Origin of the sequence: Salinibacter sp. (assembly GCF_036626415.1) — a bacterium.
Taxonomy (GTDB): Bacteria; Bacteroidota; Rhodothermia; order Rhodothermales; family Salinibacteraceae; genus Salinibacter.
The window spans coordinates 1-14,854 of record NZ_JAZKRW010000022.1; the positions used below are offsets into that span (position 1 = coordinate 1).

Sequence of the window (14,854 nt, forward strand, 5' to 3'; positions counted from 1 at the left end):
CGAGTCGAAGAATCTTACTGGGTCCAGCGCGAACGCTGATTGGGGAATATACCGGCCTGAAGGTCGCTTCTGCTGATCTTCGAAGAGATTGATTTCATCAGTCGCTTCGCTCGTGTCTCGACTCCGCTTCGCTGCGCTCGGAATGACTTGTTGTTAAGGGTCTTTTGCGTGTCTACTTAGTGGGGGAGATGACCGCTGGAATCTGGCACGTGCGTCGGAAGAGTGGGTTCGAAGGAGCAGCGTCCAGAACCTGAACGTCAAGATACGTCCACCTCTTACGTCCACCTTTTCGGTTCTCGAGGACGGTTCCCTTCGCAAAGCCCGCGTTCACTGGGGGAGCACCGTAGATGTTACGGTCCTCCGATTCTTGTATGCCACGCCATCATTCCCGAAAGGACTCCCTCTCGGATGCGTTGCAACAGGTGCCTGTACTCCAAAGAGACAACGTTTTCCAATCCACCCGCCCCCACGGTTCCACCCGTCAATCTCCGGCGTCCGATTTTTAGGCCGGGCGAGCCCGACGAGAACGGGCCTTCGAGGCCGGACTGACTCCTGTTCACTCATCTGCGTCCGCCATGTGCACGTCTGTTCCGCTCATCATGTCTCTGCTCCTCTTCGCCGTCCCATCGGGGGCTGAAGAGGGCGCACAGCGACCGGCGGCCCTCAACGTCCCATCCGACTCGGATGCTTTAACCATGACCACTTCCACTGATTCTCTTCCTGAGCCGTCCCCCGCCCTCTCCCCAACGGAGGTTGTTCGCCTGCAGGTCGAAGCGCTCGGCGACAACGACACGCCCCACGAGGAGGCCGGGATCGAGGCGGCCTTCAACTTTGCCTCCCCGGCCAACAAGCGCGCAACCGGCCCGCTCCGTCGATTCCGCCGGTTGTTTGAGACGTCCAGCTACGGACCCATGATTGACCACGACGGAGCGACCTACAGCGAGCCCCAGGTTGAAGAGGGCGTGGCCCGCATGGGCGTGATCCTGACGACCGCGCAGGGCGATCGCGTCGGGTATCTGTTCCGGCTGTCGAAACAGGACGCCCCCCCGCACGCGGAGTGCTGGATGACCGACGCGGTCCAACGAGTGCCCGTCGAACAGGTCGACACCCAGGAAATCTGAATGATCGGGGAGGCGCTGGCTCCATGAAGCCCCGGGCGTTCTCGACCAGAAGCACGCCCCCTGGAGTCAGAGGTCCAGAGACAAAACGCAGGGGTAGATTCAGATCCCCCGTGTCTTCCGGCGCCCGTCCCCGTGGGGCCCCGTGCCCGACGCCCGCCATCGTTCCCGAGAAAACAGTCTCAACCCCATGCCCGACTCGGTACTCCCGGAAGAGGAGCGCACCCAGCAGGATGATCGGCCCGACCGGGCGTTCTACCGAGAGCCTCGTCTCGTTCAACACGTCGACGCGCAGTTCCGGGAGCGCCTGACCGAGCTCTACCACCAGCACCTCGGGGCCGGCGACGATGTGCTCGACCTAATGAGCAGTTGGGTCTCCCACCTGCCCGACGACCTGGACTTGGGGCGTGTGGCGGGGCACGGCATGAACGAAGAAGAGTTGGCGACAAACGAGCGCCTGACCGAATACTTCGTACAGGACCTGAATGCGAAGCACATGCTCCCGCTGGAAGAGGCAACCTTCGACGCGGTGCTCTGTGCCGTCTCGGTGCAGTATCTGCAGCGCCCCGAGCGCGTCTTCGCGGAGGTGGCTCGCGTCCTGCGGCCGGGCGGCGTCTTTGTCGTGAGCTTCTCGAACCGCATGTTCGCCCAAAAAGCGATTCGGGCTTGGCGGACGGCCTCCGGGTCCGGACGCCTTGGGCTCGTAGAACAATACTTCGCGGCCGTTGAAGACTTTCGAGCGCCGACGACGGTCAGCGAAAGTCCCCTTGTGCCCCCTACGCAGCGGTTTCTGGGCGGGCCGCCAGACCCCTTCTACGCCGCGTACGCCCGAACCCGGAAATAGACCATCTGTGCCAGCAGGGAGCAGGCTGAAGCGGAAGCCCGGTGGGAGGAGCCCCCGATTCTGGGGGAGGAACCCCTGTCATGAGGGGAGCCAAAAATCCCCCTTAGGACGAAGCGACGGTCGGGCCGGGCCGCCGGGCGCTGAGCTTCAGCACCAGTCGCCGGGCGCTCGTACGCAGGTCGGATTCGAGGAGAATGTTGCGGGCGGGCACCCCCACGTTCAGGAGGCGGGTGTGCACCTCCGTGCCGTCGGTAGGCTCGGTGGCCACGGCGAGCAGGTGTGCGGGGTCGATGTCGGCCTCCTCCACCAGCCAGCGTGCGATGCGAAGGGCCTGGGACGGGGCGGACGGGTCGACGTGGAGCACGAGGTCGCGCACCTTGCCGAGGCGGCCCCGAAGGTCCTTCAGGGTGGCCGCGCTGCAAGAGCGGACGTCGAAGTGGGCAATCACCTTCTCGTCGTGCTCCAGGTAGCGGGCGAGGCCTTCCTGCGCCCGGGGCGTCTGCTCTACGACCAGGATGGGATGGCGGTCGGCGTCGGGGCGCGGCACGGGCGGAAACGTGTGCGCCACGTACTCCTCCAGGGCCACGTCGTAGAGAAAGTCGGCCACCTGCTCGGCAAACGCGCCGTCGTCGGTATTCCAGTCAGACTGGAACGGGTTCATGAGGCAGGTGCGGAGGAGAGTCAGCGCCTCGTCGCTCTCGGCGGCCTCCCGCACCACGTCTGTGGGGAGGAGGTCCTCCAAGATGTGCGCGTAATCGGCCACGCCGACCTCGGTTTGGGAAAGCAAGAACGCGTACTGGTTGATGTCCTCTCGCCCGTCGACGGTCATCTGCTGCCAAATGCGGTTCGTATAGTCGTTGAGGGCCGCAACGCTCTCGACGCCCTGCTCCGGCGCCACGACGAAGCAGAACGCGACCGTCTCCGGGTGGTGAAACGGGCGCAGGTCCAGCTCGCCCCCGGCGGCGGAAAAGCGCTCCGTCAGCGCCGCGAACAGCTGCTGGTTGGCGCGGAGGCAGTTTTTCATGAAGCGCCCGTGGCCGTCGGGCGTGAGCGGCACCATGGCCTGCGACAGGTAGCAGCTCACGGCCACGGCGCCGGGGCGGGAGCCCTCCAGCGTCCACTGCCCCAGGAAGCCGCCGAAGCCGGACTGGTCCTCCTCGGCGAGATAGGGGGCCTTGTACGCGATCGCGTCGCGGACGTGGTAGTCGCGGAAGAGGACGGCCCCCGCGGGGTACGGCACGTAGCCGAATTTGTGGGGGTCGATCGTGAGGGAGTCGGTCTCGGGGAGGGCGGTGAGCGCCTCCGCGTTGTCGGGGCGCAGGAGGCCGTCGGCGCCCACGAGGCCGTCGTCGAGCTGGGCGGGCGGAACGAAGTCTCCGGCGTCCGTCTTCGGGAGAAGGGAGGCGAAGAAGCCGCCGAAGGCGGCGTCGCAGTGGTGCCAGAACGTGAGGCCGGCGTCAGCGACCTCGCTGCGGACGGCCTCAATCTCGTGCAGCGGGTCGATGGCGCCCTCCTCCGTGGTGCCCACGATGGACACGACCCCCAGCACCGGCTGCCGGTTCTCAATGCACGTATGGAGCCGTTCGCGCAGTGCGTCGGTGTCGAGGCGGATGCGGGCGTCCACGGGAATGGTCTCCAGCGCGTCGGCCCCGAGGCCCACCACGTCCATGTTTTTCTGCCAGCAGTAGTGGGTGGCCTGCGAGATGAACACCTTCGGCAGGCGCGCCGGATCGTCAGGAAACGCGCGGTTGTACTGGAGAAGAAACGAGGCGAGCCCGGCCCGCCGCACGCTGGGCAGGGCCTCCTGAAACGCCTGCGCCCGTTCCGGCGTCCCCTCGCCCAGGGTTGCCTTGATGCGGAGGTGCAGGTCGGTAATGGCGTCGATTGGAAGGTTTGAGAGGCGCCACGTAGACAGGGCCCCGAGGGCCGCGCGCTCGCCGGTGGCGGTCGTCACCTCCAGGTCGGCAAACGACGCGAACGCGTCGGTCTGGTGGGCGACGAGGCGGACGGCCAACGGGTAGAGCCGGATGTTGCGGGCGATCCAGAGGGCTTCCAGGTTGGCCACCGTGCCGCCGCTGCAGAGGTGTCCCCAGCTGTAGGCCGAGCGTCGCGTGCGGGCGTCACGGGGCAGCGTCTCGGGCAGGAACGTGGGGTAGCCGACCATCTCGGCTAGGGCCTTGAAGTAGGCCCGCTCCTCCCGCACCGTTTCGGGCGATACTTCCGCCACCACGTTGTTCTGGTTGTAGAGGAGGCCGGCAAAATAGCCCACGAAGGCGGGAAGCGACGGGTCGCTTACGATGTGGGCCACCTGCCGCGGCGAGTAGAGGGGGGCCGCCCGCTTCAGCTCCGCCAGAATCTTGGAGAGCTCGTCCCGCAGCCGGGCCGACATGTCGTCGAACGCCTCCGTGCGCTTGTCGCGCTCATCAATCAGGCGCGGGTCGCGCGGATGAAAGTTGCGGCGCCAAAAGACGTGGTCGCGAAGCACCTCGAGGAGCAGCCGCTCCAGTTCGTCGGCGTTCTCGCCCTTCGGCCCCAGGAAAGCGGCCTTGTGGAGGGTGTCGGAAGAGGGCGCGTCGGACATGGCAGGGGCGGGCTGTGTGGAAGAACCAAGCCTTATTCATACGGAACGCGGGCCCAGAATTTTTCGATACGGGGAATTTTCACCGGACGGGCCTACGCGAGGGCCGACTCTCGGCCCGAATCGCGAACGAACATGCAGGTTGAGTCCGTCTGGTCGACGAGTTGGTGGATCGTGTCGAAGTCCGGTTCGGGCTGGAGGCCAAAGATGTTGAGGTCGGCCTGGGGGGCGCTCTTGATGTATGTGCCGAACGGCTCGGTGCCGGTGACGGCCGTGCTGTCCGGAAACCGGCCGAGGTCGATCAGCTTCTCCAGAAAGTCCTGGGCCTTCTCCTGCTGGTCGGGGGCCGGAACGGTCGTCACGAGCCGCATCTGCGCGTCCCAGTTTTGCGACAGCTTGTAGCCGGTGAGCAGGGCGAGGTCGAGGTTGCCAATCTCCATCGAGATGCGCCAGTCGGGGCTGCGGTCGCGAATCCAGACGTTGATCGTCTGGCGCTGCCCGAGGGATGCCCGGGGGTGCGGCGCATACAGGAGCGTGCCCACCTGCTCCCGATCCGCCTCCGCGATGACGCGGCGGTAGTCGGCCTCGCGCTCCGGCGCATTGGGCATCCGCAGGAACACGATGTTGGGGTGAAAGAATGCGCCGCGGAGGGCCTGCATTCCGGCCCGCAGGCCTTCGGTGAAGCCGCCCGCGTCGATGACCGTGGACGAGGCGAAGATGCCCCGCTCCCGGAAGGCCGCGGTCAGGGTGTTGAGCTGTTGGTTGAGCCCCTCCGGCGTGCCGTTTGGGCTCAGGCCTACGATTTTGACGGAGCCCTGCGGGGTGGTCAGGTCCTGCAGCGTGAGGAAGGAGCCGCGGAGGTCGCTGTTGCGCTCCACCGGCACCAGCAAATTCGGCTTCCAGGCTCGCTCCTGCATGGTGGGCAGCTCCGTCACCTTCTTCGCCGCCCACTCGGCGAGCGCCACGAACAGGCCGCTGCGCACATCCTCGAAGGGGGCGTCCAGTTGGCGGCGGGCCAGCACGACGTAGAACCCGAGTGTGACGACCAGGGCCACGAAGCTGATCGTAGGGTTGATGATGAACATGGCCACGAGGGACCCGACGAGCCCGAGGAACGAGACCCAGAGCGGGATGCGGAGGCGGGGGCGAAAGCTCACGAGGTCCAGGCTCTGCTCGATCAGCACCGCCGCACAGATCATCGTGTAGGTTACCAGGAAGAACATTGTGATGAGCGGCGCGATGGCGTTCAGGTCGCGCACCAGGAGGGAGGCGAAGATGAGGCCGCCCGTCACCATCATGGCGTGGCGGGGCTCCCCATCCGGCGCGAGGTACGAGAGCCAGTCCGCCTTCGGCACCACCTGGTGGGCGCCCATGGCCTGTAGGATGCGTCCGGCCCCCACCATCGAGGCCAGGGCAGAGGAGAAGGTGGCCCCCAGCAGGCCGGCGAGCACGGCGCCAGGCCAGTACGCCTTTTCCATCATGACGTAGTAGCTGCTTGTCATCTCGGCCGGCGTCGCCGAGCGGGCCAGCCAGATGGCTAGGAGGACGTAGATCAGGAACGAGACGGCGATGGCCGCGAGCGTGCCGAGGGGAATGCTCCGCTTCGGGTCCTCGAGGTCGCCGCTCATGTTGGCCCCGGCCATGATGCCGGTCGTGGCGGGAAAGAAGACCGCGAAGACGATCCAAAACGACTGGGGGGTGGTGGGGTTGTCGGGTGTGCCCACGAAGTCGCCCCACAGCTGAATCTCCCCGAGGCCGTACTGCATCGACCCGGTGGCGGCCGCCGCGGCGATGGAGACCAGCGACGCCCCGATGACGGCCATGATGAGGTACTGCACGCGGATGGCAAAGTCCGCACTCACGTACGCGATGCCGTACAGCACCGCGAAGGTGGCAACGTCCACCAGCAGGGCGTAGTGGCCGGGAAACAGGTACAGCCACCCCTCCCGAAACCCGAAAATGTACATCGTCACGGCCAGGGCCTGCGAGAGATAGCGCGGGATGCCGACGCTGCCGCCCACCTCCAGCCCCAGCGACTGGGCAATCACGGCGTACGCCCCGCCCGCCCCGATTCGGATGTTGGTGGTGATCGACGACATCGCCAGGGCCGTGCACAACGTAATCGCAAACCCGACAGTGATAATGAGAAGGCCCCCCAGCAGCCCTGCATTGCCAATGATCCACCCTTCTCGGAGGTACATGATCACCCCGAGGATGGTGAGCAGGGTGGGGGTAAACACCCCGCCGAAGGTGCCAAACTGTTTGCGCCCCGAGATGGGGGCCTCCTCCGGATGCATGCTCTCGTCGACTTCGGCCTCCGGAGAAGGTGCTGAGCTGGACGAATCCGAGGATGAGTCTCCTGGAAGCAACGAGTCGAGCATGGCGGTGGACGGTTGGTGGATTGTTTGGCAGAAGATAAGGACTGTGGGCGACGATGTGCGAACAGGGACGAGACGCCCCGATCGTTTCCCCCGGTCAATCCGACAAGATCGTGAATTCTTCTTTGTTGAGGGGGACAGTGCCCGCTTGCCGCGCGGAACCCCGGGGCGCGTTCGGGCGAATACGTGAAATCGACGGCGTCCTGTCCTATCCTGTGACGTGCCGGCCTCACAGTCGGCCTGCGTCCTGTCTGCCTCACCGATCCGGTTGTGCGCATGCCGACGACCCAAACCACCAGGATCAACCAGTTGCTGGACCCGACGCGCGTCCGCATCGGGCTGAATGAGACCTCGAAGACGGAGGCGATCGACGCGCTCATCGACGTGCTCTCCGGTCATGAGGCCATCAGCAGCCTCGATGAGGTGCGCGAGGCAATCTTCGCGCGGGAGGAGAAGATGTCAACGGGCGTCGGGAAAGGCCTCGGCCTGCCCCATGCCAAGACCCCGGCGGCCTCCGACACGGTTGCGGCCTTCGCGACCACCGAGGGGCCGGTCGACTTTGGCGCGGTCGACGACGTGCCCGTCCGGATTTTGCTGCTGCTCGTGGGGCCCGAGGAGCACAAGTCACAGCACGTCAAAATCCTGGGGCGCATCTCGCGGCTCGTGAGTCGGGCGTCGCTGCGGCAGCGGCTCTTGGACGCCGAGTCGCCGGAGACGGTGATCCAGGCAATCCGCGACGGGGAGGCTGCACTTCGCGGCTGAGGCCGATGGGCGATTCGGGGGGAACCACGTCTTTCCTTTTCTTGAGCGATCCGTTTGCCTGTGCGCACTTCCTTCCAGAACATCAAGGGCACCTTCGACATCCTGCCGGACGCCTATACCGACGACGGGGGAACGCGCGTGGCCGCCAGCACTGAGTGGCGCCACGTGGAGGCCACGGTCCGCGACGTAATGCGCCGTCACAACTTTGAGGAGATCCGCACGCCCGTGCTGGAGCCGACCGAGCTCGTGGCCCGGGGGGTGGGGGAGTCGACCGACATCGTGCAGAAGGAGATGTTTGCCTTCGAGCGGGGGGACACGCAGTACGTCCTGCGGCCCGAGATCACGGCGCCGGTCGTGCGCTCTTTCCTCCAGCACCACCTCGATCAGCGGGGTGGGGTGCAAAAGCTGTTTTACATCGGCCCCTGTTTCCGCGCCGAGCAGCCGCAGAAAGGGCGTTATCGGCAGTTCCACCAGTTTGGCATCGAGATTCTAGGGGCCGACGAGCCGCGCGCCGACGCGGAGACCATCGCCGTGCTGATGGCTGTGTGCGAGGCGCTCGGGCTCTCCGACCTGCGCCTCCGCCTGAATACGCTCGGCACGCCCGAGCGCCGCGAGGAATACGTCGGGGCCCTGCAGGAGTACCTCACCCCGTACGCCGACGAGCTGTCGGAGACGAGCCGGCGCCGGCTGGAGCGCAACCCGCTGCGCATCCTCGACACGAAGGTGGAGCACGAGCAGGAGATCCTCCGGGACGCCCCGACGCTCATCGATTTTGTGAATGAGGAGAGTCGTGCTCACTACGACACGGTAAAGGGCCTGCTCGGCGACCTGGACGTCGACTACGAGGAGGATCCGCACCTCGTACGGGGGCTCGACTACTACACCGAGACCACCTTCGAGCTCGAACATCCGGGCCTCGGGGCGCAGAGCGCGCTCGCCGGCGGCGGGCGCTACGACCGACTGGCCGAGGTGCTGGGCAGCGACGCGCCGGTGCCGGCCGTCGGCTTTGCGGCGGGGATGGAGCGGCTGTTCCTTGCGCTCAACGCCGCGGACGTCGAGTTGCCCGAGACGCCCGCGCCGGACGTGTTTATCGCGGCGCTGGGGGAGGAGGCGGAGCGGTGGGTCTTCCGCACGGCCCAGACGCTCCGCGCCGAGGGCCTGCACGTGGCGCACGACCTGATGGGCCGCTCGCTGAAGGCGCAGATGAAGGAGGCCAACCGGCAGCAGGCCCCCTATGCGATGATCATTGGGGGCAACGAGCTGGAGGCCGAGGCCGCCACCGTCAAAGAGATGAAGAGCGGGGCCCAGGAGGAGGTGGCATTCAGCGAATTGCCCGAGTACCTGGAGGATCATGTGGGAGAGAATGCCGACAGAACATAGCTCCCCATAGAAATACCCTGACGGCTTCGAAGCCGTCAGGGTACTATGATACGGAGGAAGATCGAGCTTCGGTTGGGTTCACGACTCGCTATCTCGACGTAATGTGAACCTGCGTGGTCTTCTGGGTGATTGAAGACTGAATTGTGGCGGTGTTCAGCACGCTGCGGAGTTCCGACTGCGTCGCGCCTGCGGGCACAGTGTAATCCACGTTGGCCGGAGACTGTGTCGTGGCAGACATGGAGCCTTGTGCGGCACAGGTCACCCTGACGCTCTGAGGAAGATAGATCCCGAGCGTCAGGGTGTTAACCAGCATGTTCGGGAAGCTGAACTTACGTTCCGCTGAGGCGATTCCATTCGAGCACTCCTGGGAAACGTCGACACGAGCCGGAACGAGGCCATAGATGAAGGACGAGGCCCATTTTTTCTCCACAACGGTATCTGAAGGGTCTTTCCCAGTCGTCATTCGGGCTTGATAACACCCGGTAACGAGAAGGCTGACGGCAAGAAGAACAGGCAGAAGGTATTTCATTCGCATCGAAAAAAGATACCTTGTGAATGGAAAAACAGAACGGGGCTACTTCGATGAGGGAGGACCTGAAGTCGCTTCGGGCGTGAAGTAGCGGTGTGTCTCCACTTTCTCGTAGAGAAAAGAGGAGGGGGCGGAGGCCGTCCCACCCTCTGCGCACGTGGCAGTGAAGCGCTGAGGCGTATAGAGGCTACTGGTTAGTCCTTGAGCGACCAATTGAACGAACGTTTGTCGAAAGTACACCTCGGATACTCCAGCCCCGCCGCACGTAGGCTCCGTGTTTAGCGGTGCATTGATCGGGGGCACGAGTCCATTGACGAATCCGTGCGCCCATGGCAGTTCAGCCTGCTCAGCGGAGGCTGCCTCGTCCGTCACAATTCGGGTTTTCAGGCATCCGGAAAAGACAAGGCAACACCCCAGGAGTAGGACCACTATGGGGACTCGCCTAGTGAACGTTCTCATAAGGAAAAATCAATCGATTCAACAAAACGTGAATTCAGCTTTCTCTTAAACCAAAAGCGGGGTGAAGAAAAAGTCAAAGAATAAAGAGGCGTATCTGAGTACAGAAAGGGGAGGCCCGTTGTCTACGTGTTCCGGACCTCTTTTTTGAAGCCAGTTCTGTTCCAAACTCCACCCCTACTATTTTCCTGCAGGCAATGCCGACACAGCCGTACACCATCCTCTTAGCGCTCGCGAGCGTCGGACTCGTGCTGGGCTGTCGGCCCCGCGAAGAAGCCGTGACGGACCCGGCGACGTCCGTACGGGCGATGACCTACAACATCGAAGACGTACGCACCACGGACCTGCGCCGGGCCGATCATCCTCGCCTCCAGCGGGCCGCGGCCCGCATTCAGCACCTCGCGCCCGACATTTTGCTCGTCAACGAGATGACGTACGATCAGCCGGGCGATCCCGGGTACCGGGCCGGCAATCCGGAGGGCCACAACGCACAGCGCTTCGCGCACCACTACCTCTCGACCGCTCAGGCCGACTCGCTCGACGGAATTTCGTACCAGCCCGTCATGCTTCCCGTCAACACGGGGGTCCACAGCGGGCTCGACCTCAACAACGACGGGCGGGTCGTCCCGACCGTGCCGGAGGTCCCCGGTGCACCCGACGACGGCAGCGTGCCCCCACAGACCGACGCGGGGCGCACCTACGGCAACGACGCGTGGGGCTTTGGGACCTTTCCGGGACAGTACGGGATGGCCCTCCTCGTCCGCGACGATTTGACGGTGCTCCGCGATTCGATTCGCACGTTCCGCCTGCTGCAGTGGCACGAAAAGCCGGATGCCTCTGTGCCCCTCGACACGACGACGTTCGAGCCCTGGTACGCGCCGGACGCATGGGCCGAGATGCGCCTGTCCTCGAAAAGCCACTGGGACGTGCCGGTGCAACTGCCGGACGGTACCGTGCTCCACGTGCTGGCCAGCCATCCCACGCCGCCGGGCTTCGACGGGCCGGCGCGCCGCAACGACCATCGCAACCACGACGAGGTGCAGCTTTGGGTCGACTACCTGAACCAGGCCCGCTACGTCGAAGACGATTCCGGGCGGGCTGGCGGCCTCCACGAGGATGCCCCGTTCGTCGTGATGGGCGACCTGAACGCCGACCCGGACGATGCGTCCATCTTTCGGGACGCCGTGCGGCGCCTGATTGGGCACGATCGCGTCAATGGAGACGTGGTGCCGGAGGCCTCTCCCGCCCGGCAGGCCGACGATCCGGACCTCGATCCGGACGACACGGCCCAGTGGGAGGCGCGGGTAGACTACGTCCTGCCCTCGTCCAATCTGTCGGTGCAGGACGCTGGCGTCTGGCGGCCCACTCCCGCCGCGGTCCCCGACGTGCCCGTGAGCGACCACTTCCCCGTCTGGGTGGATGTGCGCGTGGAGCCGTAGATCTCCCTGTCATCATCTCCGCTAATTCACGCCCGTGCCCCCATGGAATGGCGACAAGACACCGTTCGTCTCGACCCGAAGCCACGCGGCTTCCACCTCGTCACCGATGAGATTCTGAAGCAGGGCCCCCGTCTCGGCGACCTGCAGGTAGGCCTGCTGCACGTCTTCATTCAGCACACCTCCGCCTCGCTCACGATCAACGAAAACGCCGCCCCGGCGGTGCGCGGGGACATGGAGCGCCACTTCGACGAAATGGTGCCCGAGAACCAACCCTACTACGAGCACACGGTGGAGGGCCCCGACGACATGCCGGCCCACATCAAGGCCTCGATGCTCGACACGAGCCTCACCGTGCCGATTCAAGACGGCCGGCCCGCCTTCGGCACGTGGCAGGGCATCTACCTGAATGAGCACCGCAACAACGGCGGCGCGCGGTCGGCCGTCGTCACGGTCTACGGAGAGACCGAATAGCCGGGGTCGGAGGCACGTCAGGCGACCGATTCGGACCGGGTTGCAATCCGGTCGGTGAGGCGGCGGGCCTGCGCGTAGAGATTGTGGACGTGCGTGTAGGTGAAGTCCGCACTTCGACCCAGGCGGTAGAGGTTGTCGAAGCGGTCCAGGTACTGCTTGAGGCGCGCTGCTTTTTCTTCGGCCCCGACCTCTAGAATCGGGTACGCGAACGGCACCTCGTGGTGCGTGGACGCCACCACCTCGTCGCCCTCAATGAGGCTGTGGTCGGCCAAGAGGGATACTGCCTCGGCCCGAAGGGTGTCGTCCGGCTGCGTCCAGGCGGTCGTGTCCGGATGGCACGGGCGTTCGAGGACGACGACCGTCTGCCCGTCGGGCGCCATGTCTGGGCTGCGGTTCTTGGGCTCGTACAGGCGCGTGAAGGGGACCGAACGATGGGGAAAGTACAGCGAGGCGTTGGGGGTGAGGCGGGGGCAGTCGAGCCCCAGGACGACCAGGCGGAGGTGCCGAAAGCGGATCGACTCGGCGAGGGCCTGGATGTCGTCGGGCGGGGGCGGGTCCAGCAGGCGCAAGATGAGGGTGAGCGGCAGCGTGCTGACGACCGTGCCGGTGTGCACCGGCTCGTCCTCGTTGATGGTCACGCGCCGCAGGCGATGCCCGTCGTGGGCCAGCTTCGAGACGCGGGCCCCGGTGCGAATGTGTTCACGGCCCAGGGCCTCGGCGGTGGCCTCGGCGATCTGGCCGTAGCCGTGCTTGGGGTAGTAGAACGACCCGTCCAGGTGGCGTGCCTTCGTCGTCCCACCGCCGAGCGCCTCAAGGAAAAAGGTTTTCAGGTCCAGCCCCTCCAGCCGATCGCCGGCCACGTGGGGAGAGAGCCGGTCGGCGTTGGCCCCCCACAGCTTTTCGGTATAGCTCAGCAAAAAGAGCCGGGCGAGGGTGGGCCCGTAGCTCTGCAGGGCCATTTCCTCAAAGTGGTCGGCGTCGTCCGCGACGCGAGGGATGGAAAGCTGCTCCCACGCGATGCGAGCGAGGAGGGAAAGGGGAAGCTTCCGGAGCAGGTCGTAGGGGGCCAGCGGAAAATCGATGCGGCGCCCCCGCCAGGCAATCTGACTCGGCGCGTCGATGCGGCGCAGGTCGTCGCCCAAGAGTGCCTTGACGTCGGCCGTCACCCGAGGGTTTTTGTCGTGGAAGCGGTGCGCCCCGGTGTCGTAGCGAAACGGGCCCATCTGGAGGGTTCGCGCATTGCCGCCGACGGCGTCCGCGGCCTCGAAGAGGCGCACGTCGAGGCCGTGCCGACGGGCATAGAATCCGGTCGCGAGCCCCGCCGGCCCGCCGCCCAGCACGGTGAGGGGCGCATCCACAATGTCAGTGTTCGTAGACATAGACGGTCACCTCGGGCCACATGCGATTGACGTGCGGGTTGTGGTAGAACGTGCGGGTGTGGGTCGGGGGGGCGGGGAGCAGGGAGGCGTAGGTGCCCACGACCAGCGTCCGGCCGGAGCCGGCTGTGCGCAGGCGGCGCACGTCGGTCGAGTCTTCAACGGACAAAAACTGGGCGTCCACCTGCTGGGTCCGCAGGTAGGTGTTCACGAGCGGGACCGACGCCACGCGCGTCGGCCCGGGTTGGCTCGCTTTCGCCTCCACGAAGCGCTTGGCCTGAGCGATGGCCGACGGGTCGCGGTGCTGGTCGACGAGCACGAGCGCGACGACGACGTACGCCACGGCGCTGCCCAGAAGCCCTCCCCGGGCGAGCCACGATGGCGTCCGCCACAGGGTGGAGGCCCCCGCCGCGAGCAGGGGCAAGATCAGCGCCAGGAGCGGGAGCACGTGCCGGCTCTTGTGAATCACATTCTGGAAGAAGAACATCCAGGCGCCGTAGGCGAGCGCGCAGGCCACCACGAGCCCGACGCGCCGGCTGTGCAGGGCACCGGTCCGTCTCATCCGCCGGGTGCCGGCCACGGCCGTGCCCAGCACGCCCACGCCCACCACGGCCGTGCTCCAGTGCCGCCCCGGCCACCAGCCGCCGAGGCCGTCGGCCCACAGCCCCTGCGCGGTGCCGATGAGGCGGCGCCCGAGGTCCGACTCCGTCTGCACCGTGCCGCCGAAGTCGGTGAAGTGGCCGGTTGCCTGCCCCCAGCCCACGTCGAGCAGCGTCCAGAATCCCGTGTCCAGCACCATGGGCACGAGCCAGACTGCGACGGCAGCTGTCCCGGCCAGGAGCAGCCGTCCCCGTTTCGACGAGCGCCAAAGCACCAGGAGCGTCGGCACCAGCAGGAGGGGCAAATACGATAGACGGAGGCCCGCCGAGAGGCCGGCGAGCACAACGCCCACCACGGCCGTTCGCTCGTTGAAGGTGCCCTTTGTCGGTAAAGACCGGAGCAGCACAGCGAGCGTGGCTACGGCCCAGGCGGTGCCCAGGAGGTCGGGCATGTAGCGGTTTCCCATGAGCCACAGGAGCGGGTTGAACACGACGACCCCGGTCAGGACGGCGCCCTCCACGGAGCGCAGCGGGCGTCCCCACAGGCGAAGCAGGGCCCACACGAGCCCCGCGGTTGCCAGCCCACCCACAATCGAGAAGCTCGTGCTGAACGAGCCGGTGGGCAGGTAGAAGAGCTCGGATGCGGCCCAGAAGACCGGGTAGCCCGGGAAGTGGGGCTGGAGGGCCGCCACGTCGTACTCGTCGGCCACACTCAGGGCAAAGCGCAGACTGTCGGGGTCCTCGATATACGGGACGGGGGTGGCCAGCCGACTGCCCAGGCAGGCAAGCACGAGGACGCCCCACGCCGCTCCGGGCACGGCCCACAGGCGACGGACGGCCCGCCCAACCCGGCTCTCAGTTGCAGACTCTGCCATTGAGGCACCGACACGGTTCATGCAGAACGAAGCGTGTGAAACGAAAGGT

12 protein-coding genes are annotated in these 14,854 nt (G+C 65.8%); 6 read left to right on the forward strand and 6 right to left on the reverse strand.

All coding sequences use genetic code 11. The features are described 5' to 3' along the window. Positions 1-575: 575 nt before the first annotated feature. Positions 576-1,121, forward strand: a complete 546-nt coding sequence (locus V5A20_RS04325) for a DUF4864 domain-containing protein (protein WP_332315115.1) — start codon at positions 576-578, stop codon at positions 1,119-1,121. Positions 1,122-1,308: 187 nt separating this feature from the next. After that, positions 1,309-1,962 (forward strand): class I SAM-dependent methyltransferase, encoded by a 654-nt coding sequence (locus V5A20_RS04330; RefSeq protein WP_332315116.1) that lies wholly within the window; start codon positions 1,309-1,311, stop codon positions 1,960-1,962. 103 nt (positions 1,963-2,065) lie between these two features. On the opposite strand, the gene V5A20_RS04335 is transcribed toward V5A20_RS04330, so the two are convergent. Together V5A20_RS04335 and V5A20_RS04340 are read right to left on the reverse strand one after the other, a co-directional pair. Next, positions 2,066-4,543 (reverse strand): pyridoxal phosphate-dependent decarboxylase family protein, encoded by a 2,478-nt coding sequence (locus tag V5A20_RS04335; protein ID WP_332326791.1) that lies wholly within the window; start codon positions 4,541-4,543, stop codon positions 2,066-2,068. Between the two features lie 92 nt (positions 4,544-4,635). After that, positions 4,636-6,921, reverse strand: a complete 2,286-nt coding sequence (locus tag V5A20_RS04340) for an amino acid permease (RefSeq protein ID WP_332326792.1) — start codon at positions 6,919-6,921, stop codon at positions 4,636-4,638. Positions 6,922-7,194: 273 nt separating this feature from the next. Between V5A20_RS04340 and V5A20_RS04345 the strand changes: the two genes are divergently transcribed. Both V5A20_RS04345 and hisS read left to right on the forward strand, forming a co-directional pair. Next, on the forward strand, positions 7,195-7,680 hold the full coding sequence (locus tag V5A20_RS04345) for a PTS sugar transporter subunit IIA (RefSeq protein WP_332315119.1): 486 nt from the start codon (positions 7,195-7,197) through the stop codon (positions 7,678-7,680). Positions 7,681-7,740: 60 nt separating this feature from the next. Beyond that, positions 7,741-9,060, forward strand: coding sequence for a histidine--tRNA ligase (gene hisS / locus V5A20_RS04350; RefSeq protein WP_332326793.1), 1,320 nt, complete (start codon positions 7,741-7,743; stop codon positions 9,058-9,060). An 88-nt stretch (positions 9,061-9,148) separates the two neighbouring features. On the opposite strand, the gene V5A20_RS04355 is transcribed toward hisS, so the two are convergent. Beyond that, positions 9,149-9,589: a Bor/Iss family lipoprotein gene (locus V5A20_RS04355; protein WP_332315121.1), complete on the reverse strand. Its 441-nt coding sequence runs from the start codon at positions 9,587-9,589 to the stop codon at positions 9,149-9,151. A 45-nt stretch (positions 9,590-9,634) separates the two neighbouring features. After that, on the reverse strand, positions 9,635-10,048 hold the full coding sequence (locus V5A20_RS14075; protein WP_442978382.1) for a Bor/Iss family lipoprotein: 414 nt from the start codon (positions 10,046-10,048) through the stop codon (positions 9,635-9,637). 194 nt (positions 10,049-10,242) lie between these two features. Here V5A20_RS14075 and V5A20_RS04360 point away from each other — a divergent pair, with 194 nt between their 5' ends. Both V5A20_RS04360 and V5A20_RS04365 read left to right on the forward strand, forming a co-directional pair. Further along, complete coding sequence (locus tag V5A20_RS04360; RefSeq protein WP_332326794.1) at positions 10,243-11,484, forward strand: endonuclease/exonuclease/phosphatase family protein; 1,242 nt, start codon at positions 10,243-10,245, stop codon at positions 11,482-11,484. Positions 11,485-11,526: 42 nt separating this feature from the next. Then, complete coding sequence (locus V5A20_RS04365; RefSeq protein WP_332315123.1) at positions 11,527-11,955, forward strand: secondary thiamine-phosphate synthase enzyme YjbQ; 429 nt, start codon at positions 11,527-11,529, stop codon at positions 11,953-11,955. 17 nt (positions 11,956-11,972) lie between these two features. On the opposite strand, the gene V5A20_RS04370 is transcribed toward V5A20_RS04365, so the two are convergent. Next, positions 11,973-13,334 (reverse strand): protoporphyrinogen/coproporphyrinogen oxidase, encoded by a 1,362-nt coding sequence (locus V5A20_RS04370; protein ID WP_332315124.1) that lies wholly within the window; start codon positions 13,332-13,334, stop codon positions 11,973-11,975. Continuing rightward, positions 13,318-14,805, reverse strand: a complete 1,488-nt coding sequence (locus tag V5A20_RS04375) for a hypothetical protein (protein ID WP_332326795.1) — start codon at positions 14,803-14,805, stop codon at positions 13,318-13,320. The genes V5A20_RS04370 and V5A20_RS04375 overlap by 17 nt, the downstream gene beginning before the upstream one ends. Between the last annotated feature and the right edge of the window lie 49 nt (positions 14,806-14,854).